General features: G+C 37.9%; 18 protein-coding genes. 2 read left to right on the plus strand and 16 right to left on the minus strand.

Annotation, left to right across the window (positions count from 1 at the left end; all coding sequences use genetic code 11):
- The gene (locus FC46_RS02735; protein WP_057797600.1) at nt 1-1233 is read right to left on the minus strand and encodes an LCP family glycopolymer transferase; all 1233 of its coding nucleotides are present in this window, start codon (nt 1231-1233) and stop codon (nt 1-3) included.
- A 181-nt stretch (nt 1234-1414) separates the two neighbouring features.
- Here FC46_RS02735 and pepF point away from each other — a divergent pair, with 181 nt between their 5' ends.
- Entirely contained in the window at nt 1415-3211 is a 1797-nt protein-coding gene (gene pepF / locus FC46_RS02740; RefSeq protein WP_057797602.1) for an oligoendopeptidase F, read from the plus strand.
- Nucleotides 3212-3393: 182 nt separating this feature from the next.
- Nucleotides 3394-3915: a hypothetical protein gene (locus FC46_RS02745; protein WP_057797604.1), complete on the plus strand. Its 522-nt coding sequence runs from the start codon at nt 3394-3396 to the stop codon at nt 3913-3915.
- A gap of 113 nt (nt 3916-4028) precedes the next feature.
- Here FC46_RS02745 and FC46_RS02750 read toward each other — a convergent pair whose 3' ends face one another.
- The 15 genes from FC46_RS02750 to FC46_RS02820 form a co-directional block, all read right to left on the minus strand.
- A complete protein-coding gene (locus FC46_RS02750) occupies nt 4029-5084 on the minus strand; it encodes a Fic family protein (protein WP_057797606.1) in 1056 nt (351 codons plus the stop codon).
- 139 nt (nt 5085-5223) lie between these two features.
- Nucleotides 5224-6456 (minus strand): lactate oxidase, encoded by a 1233-nt coding sequence (locus FC46_RS02755; RefSeq protein WP_057797608.1) that lies wholly within the window; start codon nt 6454-6456, stop codon nt 5224-5226.
- A gap of 103 nt (nt 6457-6559) precedes the next feature.
- The gene (locus FC46_RS02760) at nt 6560-7357 is read right to left on the minus strand and encodes a metal ABC transporter permease (protein ID WP_057797610.1); all 798 of its coding nucleotides are present in this window, start codon (nt 7355-7357) and stop codon (nt 6560-6562) included.
- Complete coding sequence (locus FC46_RS02765; RefSeq protein ID WP_057797613.1) at nt 7357-8004, minus strand: metal ABC transporter ATP-binding protein; 648 nt, start codon at nt 8002-8004, stop codon at nt 7357-7359. The genes FC46_RS02760 and FC46_RS02765 overlap by 1 nt, the downstream gene beginning before the upstream one ends.
- Nucleotides 8005-8037: 33 nt before the next feature.
- Nucleotides 8038-8913, minus strand: a complete 876-nt coding sequence (locus tag FC46_RS02770; protein WP_057797614.1) for a metal ABC transporter solute-binding protein, Zn/Mn family — start codon at nt 8911-8913, stop codon at nt 8038-8040.
- Nucleotides 8914-9251: 338 nt separating this feature from the next.
- Nucleotides 9252-11213: a PTS fructose transporter subunit IIABC gene (locus tag FC46_RS02775; protein ID WP_057797616.1), complete on the minus strand. Its 1962-nt coding sequence runs from the start codon at nt 11211-11213 to the stop codon at nt 9252-9254.
- Nucleotides 11214-11240: 27 nt separating this feature from the next.
- Nucleotides 11241-12155 carry a 1-phosphofructokinase gene (pfkB, locus tag FC46_RS02780; RefSeq protein WP_057797618.1) on the minus strand — a complete coding sequence of 305 codons (915 nt, stop codon included), beginning with the start codon at nt 12153-12155 and terminating at the stop codon, nt 11241-11243.
- Nucleotides 12152-12910: a DeoR/GlpR family DNA-binding transcription regulator gene (locus tag FC46_RS02785; protein ID WP_057797704.1), complete on the minus strand. Its 759-nt coding sequence runs from the start codon at nt 12908-12910 to the stop codon at nt 12152-12154. Before FC46_RS02785 ends, pfkB begins: the two co-directional genes overlap by 4 nt.
- Nucleotides 12911-13060: 150 nt before the next feature.
- The gene (locus FC46_RS02790; RefSeq protein WP_057797620.1) at nt 13061-13411 is read right to left on the minus strand and encodes a hypothetical protein; all 351 of its coding nucleotides are present in this window, start codon (nt 13409-13411) and stop codon (nt 13061-13063) included.
- A 9-nt stretch (nt 13412-13420) separates the two neighbouring features.
- Nucleotides 13421-13615: a hypothetical protein gene (locus tag FC46_RS02795; protein ID WP_057797621.1), complete on the minus strand. Its 195-nt coding sequence runs from the start codon at nt 13613-13615 to the stop codon at nt 13421-13423.
- Nucleotides 13616-13819: 204 nt separating this feature from the next.
- A complete protein-coding gene (locus FC46_RS02800; RefSeq protein ID WP_057797623.1) occupies nt 13820-14455 on the minus strand; it encodes an SDR family oxidoreductase in 636 nt (211 codons plus the stop codon).
- 113 nt (nt 14456-14568) lie between these two features.
- Complete coding sequence (locus FC46_RS02805) at nt 14569-14865, minus strand: bacteriocin immunity protein (RefSeq protein WP_236702285.1); 297 nt, start codon at nt 14863-14865, stop codon at nt 14569-14571.
- A 53-nt stretch (nt 14866-14918) separates the two neighbouring features.
- Nucleotides 14919-17426 carry an excinuclease ABC subunit UvrA gene (locus tag FC46_RS02810; RefSeq protein ID WP_057797627.1) on the minus strand — a complete coding sequence of 836 codons (2508 nt, stop codon included), beginning with the start codon at nt 17424-17426 and terminating at the stop codon, nt 14919-14921.
- A gap of 104 nt (nt 17427-17530) precedes the next feature.
- A complete protein-coding gene (locus FC46_RS02815; protein ID WP_057797629.1) occupies nt 17531-18277 on the minus strand; it encodes an aspartate/glutamate racemase family protein in 747 nt (248 codons plus the stop codon).
- 12 nt (nt 18278-18289) lie between these two features.
- Nucleotides 18290-19861 (minus strand): UDP-N-acetylmuramoyl-L-alanyl-D-glutamate--2,6-diaminopimelate ligase, encoded by a 1572-nt coding sequence (locus FC46_RS02820; RefSeq protein WP_057797631.1) that lies wholly within the window; start codon nt 19859-19861, stop codon nt 18290-18292.
- Between the last annotated feature and the right edge of the window lie 33 nt (nt 19862-19894).

Consider the following 19894-nt stretch of genomic DNA (forward strand, 5'->3'; position numbering starts at 1 on the left):
TTATTTAAAAAAATCAAGGAACTTTTTACCAGAAGAACTGGATGAAGAAGTAGAACTTTGACTAGAAGATCCATTCGACGAACTACTACCTGATTCAGGTGTATCACTATTTAGTTCAAAAACTTGATAGTTAGTAAATGGATTAGGATCTTTCCATTTAACATGATTTTGTTCAGTATTCAAGCGATTCTGACGGGTTTCTTCATTATTCAAAGTTTCTTTGGCTAAACCTAGATTAGTTCTGATCTGATCAGATTTTTTCTGTAATTCTGCAGTTGATGCAACTTGAATTGAAGATCCATTAATCCAGGCATCATGTCCTTGAATGTAGCCTGACTTAAGATTCTTCATACAGCCACGATAGTTCATAGCTAAGGCAAACATATCATTAAAGGTTAAATTAGTTTTGACATATTTAGTAAAGATCGTTACTAACTTACGGTAGTTGGTAATAGTATTAACTGACATAGCTTTTCTTGCTACAGCTTCAATTACCTGTCTTTGACGAAGTTGACGACCATAATCGCCTCGCGGATCTTCCTTTCTCATTCTGACATAAGCCACAGCATGGCGGCCATTTAAGTGCTGTTTACCTTTGTGGAAATCACACCAGTCGTACGAGAAATCAAACGGAACGTTGACATCAACACCACCAACTGCATTTACCAAGCTCTTTAAAGCTTTCATATTAACTTCTAGATAATAATCAATCGGAGTATTAAGCAAGCTTGATACGGTTTTTCTAGCTGCTGTATTGCCACCGATTTCATAAGCCGAGTTAATCCGGAACATAAAATATTTGTTTCCAGGATCACCCTTAATATCTGCCAAAGTATCACGCGGGATTGAAGTCATTGTTGCCTTATTTTTATCAGGGTTAGCCGTTGCCAAAATCAAAGTATCTGAATTACCTTGATCATGGCGGCCTTCAATACCTTGGTCAACACCCAAAATCAAAATTGAAATTGGTTGCCGATTAGCAATCTTAGCTGAAGTCGCCGAATTGTTTCCGCTTTGGCCATCAATTGCGCTATGTAAAGTAAAGTATAGATGGGCCGCCCATGCGCCAGCAAAACAAACGGCTAAAACCGCGACAATTCCAATAATTCGTGCAACTATATGTCCCTTTGGCTTTTTAGGTGCTTTATTTGCAGCAAAAGCGCCATTTCGCTTTAGGTTTAATGACGAATTATTTCTGCGGTAGTCTTCTCTTCTCTTGGAGTTTGGATCCATTCGATATTCCTTTTCCCTTCGAATTAGAAAAAATATTCTTTATTATTTGTAACACTTTTATATATTGAAGAAAATAATGTCACACAAATTTAAAAATTACTTATCTTTTTAGTTTGATGAACTACTTTTTGGTAGTAGTATTTAACTTATAATTTATTAGTTTTATTAAAGGAGAATTCTTATGGCTATACCTGCAAGAAACGAAGTTCCTGAAGAACTTAAATGGGATTTGACCCGCGTCTTCAAAGATGACCAAGAATGGGAAAACGAATTTGAAAACGTTAAAAACGATATTGCTGACTTATCAAGCTTAAAAGGCAGCTTTACTAGTGGCAAAGCCTTATACGAAGGTTTAACCCAAATGCTTGGCGTTAGCCGCCGTTTAGAAAAAGTTTATGTCTACGCTACAATGTCTAGCGATGTTGATACAGCTGATGCTCATTATTTAGGTTACGTTGCTCGCGTTCAAAGCTTAACCGCACAATTTGAAGCCGCAACTTCTTTTACTAACCCTGAGATTCTGGCAATTCCCGCTGAAGAATTAGAAAAGTTCAAGCAAGATGAACCCCGCCTTAAAGATTATGATCATTTGTTAGAAGTGATCACCAAGAAGCGTCCTCACACCTTGCCAGCTGAACAAGAAAAAATCATTGCTGATGCTTCTGACGCATTAAACGTTTCAGCAAGCACCTTCAATGTGTTGACTAATTCTGATATGGAATACGGCTACGTTCAAGACGAAAATGGTGAAATGGTCCAATTGTCAGACGGCCTTTACTCACTTTTGATTCAATCTCAAGACCGCAAGGTACGTAAAAACGCCTTTGACGTGATGTATGCAAGCTATGGTCAATTTGAAAATTCCCTTGCTTCAACTTTGTCTGGTAACGTTAAGGCTCATAATTTCAACGCTAAGGCCCACAAGTTTGATTCTGCACGTGACGCTGCTTTAGCTGAAAATAACGTCCCTACAGTTGTTTATGACACTTTAATCAAAGAAGTCGACAGCCACTTAGACTTACTTCACCGCTATGTAAACCTACGCAAGAAGATTTTGGGCTTAAAAGACTTACAAATGTGGGACATGTACGTTCCTTTGACTGGTAAGCCAGCTTTAACTTACACATTCGAAGAAGCTAAAGAAGAAGCTAAGAAGGCCTTAGCTCCACTTGGCGAAGATTACCTTAAGCATGTTGATTACATCTTCAATAACCGTATAATTGATGTTGTCGAATCTAAGAACAAGGTAACCGGCGCATATTCAGGTGGTTCATACGATACCGATCCATATGAATTACTCAATTGGGAAAATAACGTGGATTCCCTTTACACTTTAGTCCACGAAACTGGCCACTCAGTTCACTCTTGGTACACAAGAAATACTCAGCCTTATGCTTACGGTGATTACCCAATTTTCGTAGCTGAAATTGCTTCAACTACTAACGAAAACATCTTAACTGAATACTTCTTAGATCACATTACTGATCCAAAGACTCGTGCTTTTGTCTTAAATTACTATCTCGATGCCTTCAAGGGAACTTTATTTAGACAAGCTCAATTTGCGGAATTTGAACAATTTATCCACGAAGCTGATGCTAAAGGTCAACCATTGACTGCCGATATTTTGGACAAATTCTACGGCGATTTGAATCAGCGCTACTACGGTGATAGCGTTGAAGAAGGTGGCGATATTGCTAAGGAATGGGCACGTATCCCTCACTTCTACTACAATTTCTACGTTTACCAATACGCAACTGGTTTTGCGGCAGCCGCTGCTTTGTCAGACAAGATTGTTCACGGCAGTGATGAAGATCGTGAAAAATACTTAGGCTTTCTTAAAGCCGGTTCAAGTGATTATCCAGTTGAAATCATGAAGAATGCTGGCGTTGATATGACGAAGCCTGACTATTTAGAAGCTGCTTTTGCTTCATTTGAAAAGCGTCTAGATGAATTCGAAAAATTAATTGGCAAATTTTAAAAAATTAGTTTGACTTAATCCCAAACTACATATATAACATAAAAGGAAAGTAAAATTTCTCACATCACAAAAACTGCTTCTCGTTGAAGCAGTTTTTTTCATTAAATCACCAATTTATCTTCTCTCACCACCCAATCCATGCTTTAATAAGAGTAAGAAAACATAGGGGAAAAGTGATTATTATGAAAAAGAAAATTATCTTTACAATCGCTGTTTTTGCTTCTTTATTTGCCTTCGGCTATAAAGATAACGTTCAAGCTGCTTCTTACGGCAGAATTGGTCATGTTGTTACTCCAGCTAACATGCGTGGCAAGTGGGTCTATAAGGGCTCTGCTTTGCTTGGTCAAAAACACGATAAACTTTATAAAGTCAGAATTGGGAAGCACCACGTTGATGGAATTAAGCTTTACCAAGCTGATCTTGCCAAAACAAGTAAATATGCTCGTAATTATAAGAAATACCACTTCATCATTGACCAAACAATGACTTGGGGTAATGCTAGCATCTTTAACAAAGATGGTATTCAATGGTTAAATGTTAATGGTTGGACTGCTGGCGCTGGAAACGGTACTTCATATGGTTTAGTTCAAAAGAAAGTTAACGGTCAAGATGTGACTGCCTTGGCAATTGGTGTAGGTTACAAGCCATTTATTGCGGCTTATGCTTACCGTGTGCCAAGTCATCACCATGATTACGATTACTAAAAAATTGCATATATGAAAAAAGGCTCATGTTGATACATTATGTATCGCATGAGCTTTTTTCTTCGTCACTGACATTTTTGCTTAGTCATTTTACCATATTTGACTAAGAAAAATTATTTTTGACTAAGAATATACTTAATATTTCTACTTTTTCCAATCGACTGAATTTTTTCCTCATCTTTTAACTTCTTTAGATTACGTTGGATAGTTGTTTGGCTATATTGCGGAATTAATTCGACTAGCTCGCTGCGAGACAGCGGTCGCAGTTGCTGCTGCAGTGTTTTTAAGATTAACTTATCCGCAGATAGTTCTTGATGATTATGGACAAGTCCAATTCTTTCAATCAATTCTCGGTAAGCTTTAACAATGACTCCAAGATAATAGTTGATAAATGGCGCATAATCGTTTTTATTATCGTTCCAAGCAATTGAACTATCAGCCAAAGCATCATAATAGCTTTCTTTACTTTCTTCGATAATCTTTTCCACACTGATATATTTTCCAACTTCAAATCCAGAGCGATACATCGTTAACAACATTAAGAGCCGCGACATTCTACCATTCCCATCACGAAATGGGTGAATAGAAACAAAATCAAATACAAAGGCTGCTGATAAGATTAGCGGTGAAATCTCGCCTCTGTCAAGGGCTTGATTATATTGATTACATAAATTATCAATTAAATCTGGCACCAAAAATGCTTCTGGTGGAGTGAATCTAACTTCTTCGTGTCCATCTGTATACTTAGCAATGATCCTATTATTGATATCTTTAAATTGACCGCCCCAGGAATCACCAGCATATTTAAACAGCATATTATGCATACTCAAAATTGTATTCTTGCTAATAGGCATATAACGATAATTCTCATGGATAATGCTCAAGACATCCCGATAGCCCGCAATTTCTCGCTCATCACGATCACGCGGCTCTACTTTGTCCGACATAATTTTGTTTAGCCTTGAATCTGTTGTAAAAATCCCTTCAATTCTGTTAGATGCGTCGGTACTCTGAACTTTAGCAACTTCAATCAATCTTTCCAATTCTTCATGATAATTAATATCAAAACTGCTTGTTTCACCACGTAATTGATAAATTGTGGTTAATTTATTAATTAACGTATTATCAAGCTTTAAATTATTGAGAGTCTGATAATTAAATTCTTTCAAACAGGCACCTTCTTTCTTCGTCACTGACATTTTTGCTTAGTCATTTTACCCTATTTGACGAAGAAAAAGCAAAAGATGACGAAGAAAAAGACAGCTACTAAGCAAATTTGCTTAAATAGCTGCCTTTTTTCATTTAATCCTAGTGATGAGAAGCACCTGAAGTTGCATCAGTTTCAGCTTCTTGCTTAATTTGGTTATCAGCAGTCTTAGGATATGGCTTTATTCTTGATGGATCAGTGTTTGAAGGTAAATCATCGCGACCATAATGAATACTGTCAATCTTAGCGTGCTTAACATCATCAATTGTCTTGCAGCCAGTCAATTGCATATCAATCTTGAGTTCATCGTCAAGTTGATCAATAACACTCTCCACACCTTTTGCACCGCCAAGAGCTAATCCATAGAGGTATGGGCGACCAATTCCAACTAAGTCAGCACCCATTGCTAAAGCCTTAAAGACGTGAGAACCACGGCGAACACCGGAATCAAAAATAATTGGAACACGGTGATTTACCGCCTTAGCAATTTCTGGCAAAACATCGATAGTTGCAGGAGCTCCATCAACCTCGCGACCGCCATGGTTAGTTACGTAAATACCATCTGCACCGGCGCCAAGTGCCTTATATGCATCTTCTGCACACATTACCCCTTTAATAAAGACTGGCAAACCTGATTCTTTCTTAATTCTTTCAACATCAGCTGGGGAAATATTTTGAGCACTTGAAGCATACATTTGTGCAACACTTTGGCCTTCACCCTTTCCGCCTAAGTAGCGAGTGAAGAAGTCAAGTGGCACTGGATACGTGAACTTAGTTCTCAAGTTTGCTTCACGATAGCCTGATACCAAAGCGTCTACTGTTAAGAAGATCCCCTTGTATCCAGCCTTGTTAATTGCTTCAAAGACCATCTTGTTGAAGTCCCAATCTTTACTCAAATAAAGTTGGAAGAATCTTGGTGCATCTGGTGCTGCAGCTGCAATATCTTCAACACTCTTGTTAGCATATGTACTTGATGAAAATAGTGCACCAGCTGCAGCTGCACCTTCTTGAGTAGCAACTTCCGCATCTTTATGAGCGATCCCATGACAAGCAATTGGAGAAATCATTATAGGAGTCTTTAATTTCATCCCCATAAACTCTGTTTCAGTTGATGGATTGTCCATGCCAGTTAACGCACGTGGCACAATTTGATAGTGATTAAAGGCTGAGGTATTAGCTCTCCAAGTCCATTCATTTTCTGAACCTGAGGCAATGTAGTAGTATGCTCCTTCAGGCATTACTTTCTTTGCTCTTTCTTCCAATTCATCAACATTGATCATATCAATCTTTTCATTTCGATCGCTTTGTGGAAACCCCTTAAAGTAACTAGTCATATTTTAACTCCTTTCGTAACCGCTTTCTTTTTATTTTTATTATACGCTTTACTTTGTGAAAAAAAATAGAGGAAACTCCAAAAGTAGGAAATTTCCTCTATTCTTATAACTTATGTCTTATTACATGTGTAAAATAAGCGGCTAAATAGACCACTACTTCAATTACAGAAATAAAGAAGGTAACTGGCCAATTAGTGATAAAACCAAGGTACAGACCGCACCAGACCCCAAATAAGGCAATCGCAACCGACCAAGCAATCATTGCTGGAATCGTTCTACCTAAGTAGCGCGCAGTCGAAGACGGCAATGTTAACAAAATAAAGACAAGTAACGATCCAACAATTTGTGAACCAATTGAAACAGCCATCGCCAAAGCAATTAAGAAAATTACTCCGACTAACCCAGTTTTAATCCCGTGAGCTAAAGCTCCAATGTGATCAAAAGAGTCAAAGTTTAATTGCTTTTGTACCGCAAAAATCATTACTAAGATAATTACGGACAAAACAACCAGCTGCTGGACGCCTTGCTTGTCTACACCGATAATACTACCGAATAAAATATTCGTCGCATAACGGCTATTTGAGCCTGAAATAGCCAAGAAAAGCACACCCAACCCGATGAACAAAGCTGAAATAGCTGAAATGGAACTTTCTTTTTGATCACTATGCATTGAAAGTTCTCCAACACTAATTGATCCAAGTAGTGTAAATAGCAACATCCCCCATAAAGGTGAAATTCCTAAAAACACTGCAAAAGCTGCCCCTGCAAAACCAATTTCTGATAATGTGTGAGCTAAAAAGCTAAAATTTCTAGCGACCACATAAACTCCAACGATCCCACAAGTTACTGCAATAAAAGTACTTGCTAAGAAGGCATAACGCATAAATTCATATTGAAACATTATTCGTAATCCCCCTCAAACTCACTCATCTTTCCTTGTTTGATCGTTCCATGATTTAAATACAAATATTCATCCATGTACTTACGCGCTAATGGCACATCATGAGTAACAAACAAAACAGTCATCTTGTGTTCTTCATTCAAATGGCTAATTAACTTCATCAGCTCTTCTTTGGCTACAGGATCTAAACTGGCTGTTGCTTCATCCAGAATAATCATATTGGGTTTATCAAGAAGTGCCTGAGCTAAGTATGCCCGCTGTTTTTGTCCACCTGAAGCTTCACCCATTCTGGTATTTTTGATATCCAATAGGTTAGTTTCTTCAAGTTCATGCTCTATCTCTTCTTTAACGGCTTTTGTCTTGATCAATGGCGCGTTCAAACTAACAAATGACTTAATTGACAAAGGATATTCTGCGTCAATATTTCTGAACTGAGGTACATAGCCGAGCTTAACTCCCTTATCAAACTCGAAGCTACCACTAGTTGGAACTAATAAGTTCATTAAGATATTAATCAGCGTAGTTTTACCAGTACCATTAGGGCCAAGCAGTGCCGTCATCGATCCTTCTTGCAGCTCGAAGTTTAGATTACTGAAAACTGTTTTAGTATCAAATCTCATTGTGAGATCTTTTACGGTTAAAATCACTTCAGTAGCCTCTTTTCTCAATTAAAATTCTCGTTATCGACTCACGTTAACTAAGGCTTGATAATTTTGTTTCATCCATGCAAGGTAAGAAGTGTTGTCAGGAATAGTTTCTCTAACGTTTAAGACTGGAATTTTATTTTGCTTAGCAAGCTTCACAAAAGTATTAACAGTTGAACTACTTGCTTGAGTATTATTAACAAAGAAGGCAATCTTCTTTTGCTTAATAGCATTTGTCATTGAACCAATCATCTTAGGACTTGGATCAGTTCCGTTTTCAATTGCTTCTTCAAAGTCCTTATCGCCAATCTTGTAGCCTGCTTCTTCTAAAGCGTAGTCAAAGACCGGTTCACTAACAAAGACTGGTTTTTTATTCTTACCATCAGCTTTTTTAGCAAGTTGTCTAATTTGATCAATCTTAGCTAAATATTTCTTTTGGTTATTTTTGAAATATGCTGCATGCTTCTTATCAAGCTTACTGAGTCTTTTTACCAAATAATCAGTATATTTTTTTGGCATAGTTAAATTGTACCAAATATGAGGATTATCATTGTGCTTTAAGTGCATCAAATCCTCTCCAACCAAAACCGGCTTCTTATTAACCGACTTAGCCAACTTATTCATCCAGTTATCATAGCCCATTCCATTAGCTACGATAATATCAGCGTTATTCACGCGTTTAGCATCATTAGTAGTTGGTTCAAAATCATGTGGATCTGTTGCAGACTTAGTAATAATTGCACTCACATCACCATATTTACCTGCGATTTGTTTAGCAATATCAGAATAAACATTGGTCGTAGTTACAATTGTAATCTTACCATTTTTACTCTTTTGGTTACTACATGCAGCTAAAGTAAATACGGTCATTATTAATAAACCTACATAAACAAGTTTTTGTCTTATTTTCATCTTTTTTCCTCAAAATTCTATTTTATTTATAATTTAGAAAATGTTGCTGTTTTTCTAAATCATATTAGAGTAATCTTTTTGAGTTTTCTTGTCAATTATTTTTACTTATTTTTTATAACTATTGTTGCTTACTATTTGTAACCTGATTTCAAGTACAAAAAAACGTCACTTTTCAGTGACGCAAAACATAACAGAGTATCTTGAATTAAGTAGAGATCATCAAGATGTCTTTATAATAATACTTTTTGACGGAAATGTACAGTCTTTTAAATAATAACATATATTATTTAATTTCATTACTCTATCAATGTTTTTAGGGTTTTTAGAGTTGTAGTTTCTTAATCTTTAACTGGTTTCTTCCAGAATCCTAAAATAACACCAGCCACAATTGAACCAATGATGGTTGCTAAGAAGTATAGCAAAATGTGGTTAGCAAGTGGTGATACCCAAAGTCCACCGTGAGGTGCTGGCACTTGAATATGCCATAAACCTACAAGTAAACCACCGACAGCTGAACCGATCACACATGATGGAATAACGTGACCTGGGTCACCTGCAGCAAATGGAATGGCACCTTCGGTAATAAAGGAGAAGCCAAGTACCCAGTTAGATACACCGGCACGGCGTTCTTCTTCAGTAAACTTGTTCTTAAAGAAAGTAGTACCAATTGCAGTAGCAAATGGTGGAATCATACCACCAACCATAACAGCAGCCATCATAACTGCAGCTGTAGCTGATTTTGGATCGTTAGCAAAGGCACCTGAAGCAAAGACATAAGCAGCCTTGTTGAAAGGTCCACCCATATCGATAGCCATCATACCTGCCAAGATAGTAGTCAAGATTGCCAAGTTACCAGTACCCATACTGTTCAAGAAGTGAGTAAGGGCTAAGTTAATAGTACTGAAGATTGGATTGATGATGTAGTACATAATTGCTGCAATTAGAAGCAATCCAAGGATTGGGTAAAGCAGCATTGGCTTCATACCTTCAACTGACTTAGGAAGTTTAGCAAACAACTTCTTAAGACCAATCATCAAGTAACCAGCAATAAAACCTGAAGCAAGACCACCTAAGAATCCTGCTGGTGAAACTGAATGAGCCTGAACATTAACAGTCAAGCCGTTAGTCCCATTAACAATTGAGGCCATGTATCCACCAACAAAACCTGGCATTAAGGCTGGAAGATCACCGATTGATTCAGCGATGTAAGCTGAAAGTACAGGAACCATGAAGGCAAAGGCTAAGTTACCAGCCGAATTTAAGAAGATAAATGCAGGGTTCTTAGCACCACCAGCCATGTAGTTTTCAACGATGAAGGAGATGGCCATCAAGATACCACCACCGATAACGAATGGAAGCATGTGGCTGATACCGTTCATTAAGTTTTGGTAGATTGAGTGCCATACGCCACCGCCAGATGACTTAGCACTTGATTCTTCTTTATCAGCACTACTTGCATGGTAAACACTTGCGTCACCATCCATAATAGCGTCGATTAATTCGTCAGGCTTATTAATCCCATCAACAACTGGGTGGTTAGTCAAAGGCTTGCCATCAAAACGAGGCATGTCAACCTTCTTATCTGAAGCGATAATAACACCTTTAGCGCGCTTAATTTCATCAGGAGTTAATTCATGCTTAACACCTTCTGAACCGTTAGTTTCAATTCTAACTTCGATGCCGCGCTTTTCACCAGCCTTAATCAAAGCTTCTTCAGCCATGTAAGTGTGGGCAATACCGTTAATACATGCAGTAACACCAACGATTAATGGCTTGCTATTATCGGCAGGTTTATTTGCTGCGGCTTTTCTCTTTTCTTCAGCTGCTTTATCTTCAGCATCCTTCTTATCTTCTGCATCTTCAAAAAGCTTGATAACATCTTCAGGAGTTTCAGCCTTCTTCAAAGCTTCAACTAAGTCTGGGTTAACAAGTAAACCTGACAATTTTGCCAAAGCTTGCAAGTGAGTGTTGTCAGCACCGTCTGGAGCAGTAATCATGAAGAACAAGTGAACAGGTTGACCATCTAATGAGTTATAATCAATCCCCTTTTTGCTCTTAGCAAAAAGAACACGTGCCTTGTTGATATACTTGTTTCTTGCGTGAGGCATTGCAATTCCGCCACCGATACCAGTGGTTGATTCATTTTCACGAGCCCAAATAGACTTGATGAATTCATCTTCATTGTTAACAATGCCAGTCTTGACTTCAAGGTCAGCCATTTCTTTAATGGCTTCTTCTTTGTTATCAGCCTTGAGGTCCATAATCATAGATTCGGTACTTAAAATGTCCTTAATTCTCATGTGATTATTCATCCCTTCCTATAAGTTTTAGGAAATTTGTTCAACCTTAATTTGTGGAAGAACAGCATCAATTTGACTCTTAACTGCAATATCCTTAGTAAATGCTGTAGCGGCACCACATGCCATTCCCATTCTAAAGCTTTCAGCAGCATCGCCAGTTTCAAAGTAAGTTCCAACAAAACCTGCGATCATTGAGTCACCTGCACCAACTGAGTTAACGGCTGTACCAACCGCACCCTTAGCGTGGTAAACATGATCTTGAGTTAAGAGGTAGCCACCATCACCAGCCATTGAAATCATAACGTTTTGTGCACCCATGTTAAGCAACTTTTGTGCGTATTCAAGCATAACGTCACTTGAATCAAAAGTAGTGTTAAACAAATCTGCCAATTCATGATGGTTTGGCTTAATAACTAATGGTTGGTATTCCAAAGTATCAAGTAAAGCTTGTCCAGTAGTGTCAACTACGAATTCTGCACCAGCTTCTTTAATAGTTGGAAGAAGTGATTGATAAAAATCAGTAGGAAGACTTGGAGTAAGTGAACCACTCATTACAACGATGTCGCCCTTTTTCAAATCGTTCAAACGATCTTTGAAGGCAACGATTTCTTGATTAGTGATTTCTGGACCAGCTGCATTGATTTCAGTTTCTTTTTCAGCGTGAATCTTAACGTTCACACGAGTATTGTCTGAAATAGTAACAAAGTCACTTTCAATTCTCTTTTGATTCAATTGACGAACTAATTCCTTACCAGTAAAGCCGCCAACGAAGCCCCAAGCAGTATTGTCAACATTCAATTGATTAAGGATTTGAGAAACGTTGATTCCCTTACCCCCAGCTAAAAATGAATCATTATTAGTTCTGTTAACTTCTCCGCGGTTAACCTTTTCTAATTGAAGAACGTAGTCAAGCGCTGGATTAACAGTTACTGTATAAATCATTCCATAACCTCCTCTAGATTTATATCGGCAGGTAATGCCTTTTTTTGACTTAATTTAATCTTGTCTGTTACCACAACAACGTCATTGGTATTAGCAAAAACGGCAAAATTTCGCTCACCAATCTTACTGCTATCAGCTAAGACATATGCACGTCTAGCTTGCTTAATTTCGGCTGCTTTAACCGCAGCTTCTTCAGGATCTGGTGTAGTTAAATTACCATTTTTTTCAATTCCATTAGCTCCAACGAAGCTAGCTGAAAAATTCATTGCTTTAATCTGATTTAAAGCTGTCTGACCAACTGCGGCGTGAGTGTCATCTTTAACTTCGCCGCCGACTAGGAAAGTCTTAATACCATGATTCAAGCTGCATAAAGCAGTTTCAACACCATTAGTGATAATTTTAACGTTAGGAATCTCAGCGAGAAACGGAACTATTTCATAAGTAGTTGTTCCTGCGTCAATAAAGACGTTATCACCTTGTTTAACAAAGTGTTCAGCTGCATATTTAGCAATTGCAATCTTAACCTCATGGTTCAGATTGAAGCGGACGTTTTGGGAAACATCACGCGAGAAATGCTTAACTGACTGTGCACCACCGTGAACTCGCTTGAGAATGCCATTTTTTTCCATTTGAATCAAATCACGACGGATAGTTGATTCAGATGTGTCAGTTAAATCGCATAATTCGCTAACGCGGCACAATTCGTGTTGATTAACGTAATCTTCAATTAAACTTTGGCGTTCTTGTGTCAGCATCATTTCTCACCTCGATAATTATTGTATTCGCTTTCTCCATCAAAATCAATCATTTTTCTTCAAAAAATGTCACTTTTATTTACTTTTATTCAAAATTCGTCATTTACTTGCATAAAAAAAGACTTTGAACAAATCCAAAGTCAATTTTTCTTATTTAGTTTTCAATTGTTTGATTGCTAAAACAGCTAAAACGCCAGAATATAAGAAGTAATAGATCAAAAGTGTAAATTGTGCTGGACCTTGCATCAAGTAACAAGCAGACAATAAAAAGATCAATCCTGCCACAATGCAAACTGCAACGCTGCGCATCTTAATTAACAGGTATCCTCCAAAAACGATCAAAATTGCATACAGAACTAAAGAAGCAAAGCGTACTTGAGCTATAACATCTAAAGTAAATAAGATATTGCTATCTCCCACTAGCTTGGCAAAGACCGCTAACGATAAAATCAATGAGAAAAAGCAAATCAAAGGATACAAGATTGTCTGATAAGTTTTCACTTTAATCACCTACTCGAAAATATCTGAAAAGCTAGTCGGAATATTATTATTCTTAGCAAAATACTTCATAAAAGCGGCAGTAAAACTCATACGATCTTCTTTTTGGTATTTCAAAGTATCGCGAATTGCCAAAAAAGCGGTAATTGCGCAATCAACACCCAAAACAATCAAAAGTCCAAGCAAAATATATAAAATGTATAACATTTTTCCATCCCCCACTAAAATAATCCATTTCGTTTCACTGTATTATCTATTTAATACAGTAATATAGAATGCTATTTCTGTCAAATCTTATACATCATTCTAAAAGATAATGTGGGATAAAAGTAAAAGTGATCAAATTCGGTCGCTTTTTTGACCAATTCGGTATTTTTCAACAAAAAAGCGGACCAATTTGGTCCGCTTTAACTATTTAATGCTCTTAAGCGCCTCTTCAATTTCAGTATTACCGCCTGTCATTTCAATAACTTTTCCAACTGTGTTTGGATATTTAATAATATCAGCAAGCACTCTAGCAACATCTGGAATGGTATTTTCTTTAGAAGTAGTAATATCTAAGCTAATTTTGCCTGTTGCTGCTTTTTCAGTCAAATTAGTTGGTTGCAAAATTGTGTATTCAAGGTTAGTAGAATCCTTCAAATACGTATCAGCAAAGAACTTAGCTGCCAAATAATCTTCAAGACCTGGAATACTGTTGAACGCATCGATGTCTAAGCTGTACATTGAACTGAGCATGACGTAACGCTTAATTCCGACTTTTTCACTAGCAATCATCGTCTTAATTGCACCAAGGGCATCTGTTTGAATTAAATCTTTGCCACGTGAACCTGCAGTAAAGTAAACAATATCACTACCCTTAATTTGACTAGCAATTTCATCAATATTGGCATGTAAATCGAGTTTGTCTGCTGTAACTCCATCAAGTCTTATTACATTTTCTGGATGACGAGCTGCCGCGACAACTTCATTTCCATCAGCAACTAAATCCTTAATAAGTTCTGTTGCTACACGACCAGAGCCACCAAATATGAAGATCTTACTCATGAAAAATCCTCCCTCGTATTACTAATTTAATCACACAAATATTATAGCTTACTTTTTGTCAGCGGTCTATTTTTAGAGTTAAAAAAAGCCTAGCTTACGCTAGACATTACAATCTACAAAACTTCTGTATATGGCTTTAATACGGCTTGCAATTTTTTTACACCTTCAGGAGCTTTGAATTTATTCTTAACTAAATAACCTGATAGTTCTTCATCGAGTTCTTTGGCAATTACATTTCTAGGCTCATTTTTGCTTGCACGAAATAAAGCAACTTCGACAAACTTCATAATATCTTCGTTTCCAAGCAAATCTGGATCACTATTTACCAACTCTCGAATCTTAATCATCAACTCATTATCTTCAGGGCTGATGTCATTATGTAAGCCAACACCTTCCATTAGATTTCTCATTTTTTTGCCCTCCATCTATAGTTTGATTTTAGCACAAGACAAGATTTTCGCTTCTACTTTTCAAAATTTTTTAGATAATCCGCCAAATACTCAATTGTTAAACTCTTTGGCTTCTTAATTAAATCAAGTGGACGGCCTTCAGCCACAATTTGTCCACCATTTTCACCACCTCGTGGTCCTAAATCCACAAGATAATCACAATTACAAATCAGATTAAGATCATGCGTAATCGTAATCACTGTTGCGCCTTGATCTAGCAACTTTTGCATCACTTGAACTAGAACCTTCACATCAAGTGGGTGCAGGCCAATTGTCGGCTCGTCAAAAACAAACAAAGTATCATCTTGCTTATGGCTTAAATGTGTCACTAATTTCAAGCGCTGGGCTTCACCACCGGATAAAGTTGGTGTACTTTCACCCAAATGTAGATAATCTAGTCCAACCTCTTTCAGTAATTTCAATTCCTTTTCGATCTTATGCATATTTTTAAACACAGGTAGAGCTTCGTTAATGTCCAAGTTCAAAATATCCACAATTGAGTGACCATTCCACTTCACCTTTTGGATTTCTGGATTATACCGGTCACCGTGACAAGTTGGACACGTCTGCTCCATATCTGGCAAGAACTGAATATCTAGTGTCACAATCCCCGTCCCACCACAAGTAGGGCAAGCTCCTTGCTTATTATTGTAAGAAAAGTAGCTTGACGTATAGTGCTTTTCTTTGGCTAACGGCTGCTGAGCGAATAACTTACGCAAATTGTCCATAATCGTGGTGTAAGTTGCAACCGTTGAACGAGTACTTTTACCGATTGGCGAAGCATCAACACTTACAACGTTATGCACAGGTGAATCAAATTCTTTGATCTGTTTTGGTAACTTCTTTCCTTTTGCTTCATTTTGAATTGCTGGCACCAATGAATCTAAGATCAAGCTTGTCTTTCCAGCTCCGGAAAAGCCCGTTACCGCAGTCATTTGATTGAGCGGAATACCCGCTTTTACATTGTGCAAGTTGAAATAATTATCCACCGAAAAAGTAATTTGTTGTGAATTTACTTTATCCGCAATTTTATGAGCAAACAGTTTAGCAGTGCCATTTAAGTATGGGGCAATCAAAGAATCGGTTTTCTTACTAATTTCTTCAGGCGTACCTTGATCTAAAATTTGTCCACCAGCGTCTCCAGATCCTGGTCCAATTTCGATAATTTCATCGGCTGCTTTAATGATATCCACATTATGATCCACAACTACTAAAGAATTACCCTGATCAACTAATTTGCGCAAGACTTTGATCAAGCCGTCCACATTAGCTGGATGAAGACCTATTGAAGGCTCATCTAAAACGTACAAAACGCCAGTGGTTTCGGTTCTTAAAGTTCTAGCTAATTGAATTCGTTGAAGCTCACCTGTGGATAAGGTGTTCCCTGCCCGCTCCATAGTCAAATAATCAGGCCCAAGATCAAGTAATGGATCTAAGTTATTGCCAAATTCATTGATCAAAACCGAAGCCATTTTGTGCATATTTTTAGGTAGTTTAGTTAATGCTTCTTCAAAAAACTTAGGTAAGTTACCAAGTTGAATTTCTTGAACTTCCGCAATATTTTTACCATTGACTAATTGCTTGAGTAGCTCAGGCTTAAGCCGTGTACCATGACAAACTGGACAAGTTGAGTAAGTAAAGAATTCCGCAATCCTCTTCTGTGCACGTTCACTCTTACTGCTTTCTGCAGAGCGCAATACAGCCTGATGAGCATTTTCATATAACGCATTGAAATCATGAAAAACGCGACCGGTACCTGATAGAAAATCCATCTTATATTTCTTTTCTGGGCCATTTAACAGGAATTCTTTTTCCTTATCAGTTAAATCTTTATAAGGTACATCAATTCTTACTCCAGCATGTTGAGCAACACTTGGCATGAAATTACGACCTGGCAAGCTCCATGAAGCAATAGCCCCTTCTTCAACCGTTAAATTCTCATCAGCGATCAATTTATTTTCATCAAGTTGGCGCACCTTACCTGTGCCGCCACAATTTGTACAAGCTCCTCCCGAATTAAAAGCAAAATCTTCAGCACCCGGTACAGAGAACTTCACGCCGCAGACTGGACAAACAATTTTCCCCATATCATCATCTGATCTACTCATTGCTTCTGCAATTTCAAGGCTAGGCTCTAAACGATGACCATTAGGGCACACTGGTGACCCAAGGCGAGAGAAAATTAGGCGGACTAAGTTAAATGTTTCAGTAGTTGTACCAACAGTCGCTCTTTCGTTAGGGACACTTGGACGCTGGCGTAAAGCTAAAGCTGATGGAATATGTTTAACACTTGTTACATCTGCTTGTGAACCTTGTTTAATTCGCCGACGCATGTAAGTAGAAAGTGCATCAAGATATCGACGAGACCCTTCTTCATAAAGAACTCCCATCGCCAAGGATGATTTTCCTGAGCCGGATAATCCTGAGATAGCCACAAATTTATGAAGTGGGATATTCACGTTGATGTTCTTCAAGTTGTGCACCCGTGCACCTTCGATCTCAATTTGTACTGGTAAAGCCAATTCTTTCACTCTTTTCTAAATACTCATGTTCTAAATTCTTAATAATAGTGCTAGTTTAATATCAAAAAAACGCATCTGATAACCAACAAATACGTCTTCATTTTTTAATACATATATTTCTGACATGCGTCCTTAGGATCCATCCCATTACGAATCTTTAATGCCAATTCAATTGACACATCCGCAATAATTGATTGTGGGTCAATCACGTTATAAGGATGATCCGGTGCCTTTTCTTGTGCCAAAGACAATTCAGTACATCCTAGCAAAATCACGTTGCAGCCATATTTATCATGCATAGTCTTCAAAATCTTGTGGTAGAGGTCATGATCGACTACACCTTTTTCCTTAATATCCGAATAGATCAATTCATTAACCATCGGCTGAATTTCCGGGCCACCAAGTTCAACTTTGCGGCCAACCTTCTCAATTTCATCTACATACAAATGATCATAAATTGACCCCTCAGTTGCAATCAAACCGATTTTTTCTTCATTAGGAAAATTATCAACAAAGTTATGCACTGCAATCCGCATCATGTGCAGAAATGGCTTGTCAGTTAGTGCTGCTAAATCATCATAGAAATAGTGCGCTGTATTACATGGCATTACCAAAAAGTCGGTTCCAAGTTTATCTTGACCTTCAACATCGTCTTTTAAATCGTAAAAGAAGTTAGGCTTAGTATGGTCCTTAATATAAGCTGTTCGATCAGGAACCTGAGCATCGTTTACCAAAATATAATTCAAATAATCTTGATCACGCGCAATCTTTACTCGGTGGTTAATCAAGCGGACATAACTTTCAGTCGCAATCGTTCCCATCCCACCGATAATACTAAAGAAGTGCTTCATTTAATTTCACCCTTAAGCTCTAAAATGCTTCTTGTCGCCTTCTAATTCGTTAATTACACGTTGTGCGACAACAATATCAGAAGGATATGGTGTATTAATTCCGCGAATCTTTTGGAAGGCATCAGCGCCCTTACCGCAGATTAAAACAACATCGTCCTTACCAGCCATTTCAATAGCATCATGAATAGCCTTTTCACGGTCTAATTCGATTGTTACATCACACTTAGAATGATCAATGCCACTGTCAATTTCTTCAGCGATTGATTGTGGATCTTCAAATCCTGGATCATCAGTAGTCAAGAAGGCCTTATCAGCGTAAGCAGACAAACTTTCACTAAATCCTGGGCGGCGGGATACACCCTTATCTCCAGGTGCTCCAACAACCACGATAATCTTAGGATTATTGAAGTTATTTTGCATAAATCTCATCAAAGCCATCATTGAAGCCTTGTTATGAGCGTAGTCAACAACAACCATGCCGTGGTTTTCAGTCATTTCAGTTTGCATTCTACCCGGAATAGTAACATGACGAATGCCCTTAGCAGCTTGATCATGGTTTTCACCAGCAAGACCAGCACCAATAATTGCAGCAGTACCGTTGGATTCGTTGAAATCACCAATCATTTGCAAAGTATAGTCACCGTTAATTGGTAACTGCTTTGCCTTGTCGCTGGCACAGAAGAGCTTAAACTTAGTTTCTCTCATATCTGTTTCTTGAGAAGCGTATCTAAAATCAATCGGCACATCCAAGTCCGGATTTTCAAATTCTTCACTAGCAAACAAGTAAATGCTGTCTGGGTTAGTAGTTGTAGTTGCAGCAGCATAAACTTCATTAAAGTGCTTAGTTTCAGCGTTAATAATACACTTACGTGAGTTAACTAACAGTTGCAACTTGCAGTGTAAATAATCAGCGAAGTTAGGGTGTTCGTTAAGACCAATGTGATCTGGACTAATATTTAAGAAGAAGCCCAAATCATAAGTTAAGCCGAAGACACGGTTCTTCTTGTAAGCTTGGCTAGATACTTCCATTACCAAGTGAGTCATTCCGTTATCGACTGCAGTACGCATATCACGGAACAAGTCTAAACTTTCTGGAGTGGTCAAGCTTGACTTGAAACTATCCTCAGGCTTAGGGCCAACAATATCGTTCACACTTGAAATAAGTGCAGTGCGCCCACCATTAATTTGATCAAGCATTCCCTTTAAGAAGTATGCAGAAGTTGTCTTACCCTTAGTACCAGTGAAGGCAACAACAAACAAATCATCTTGTGGGAAGCGGAAGAAAGCAGCTGACAAAAGTGCCATTGCTTTTGAAACATCGCGAACAATTAAGGCGTGCATCCCTTTTCCTTCAGGATAAGGTTGTTCAGCAACATAACAAATAGCCCCATTGTTCTTAGCCATTGATAAATAAGTTGGTCTAAAGCCAGCACCTTTGCAGAAGAATAAGGTATTGGTTTGAATGTCGCGAGAATCATAAGATACATATTCCATCTTAGTTGCGACAGCATCTTGAACTGCACTTGACTTAAGCAAATGGTGTTCTTTTAAAATTAAAATACAGGTATTTAGAGAAATACTCATGTTTCATATCTCCTCGAATAGATTACTGTTTCA

It is taken from the genome of Lactobacillus kalixensis DSM 16043 (assembly GCF_001434335.1).
GTDB lineage: Bacteria > Bacillota > Bacilli > Lactobacillales > Lactobacillaceae > Lactobacillus > Lactobacillus kalixensis.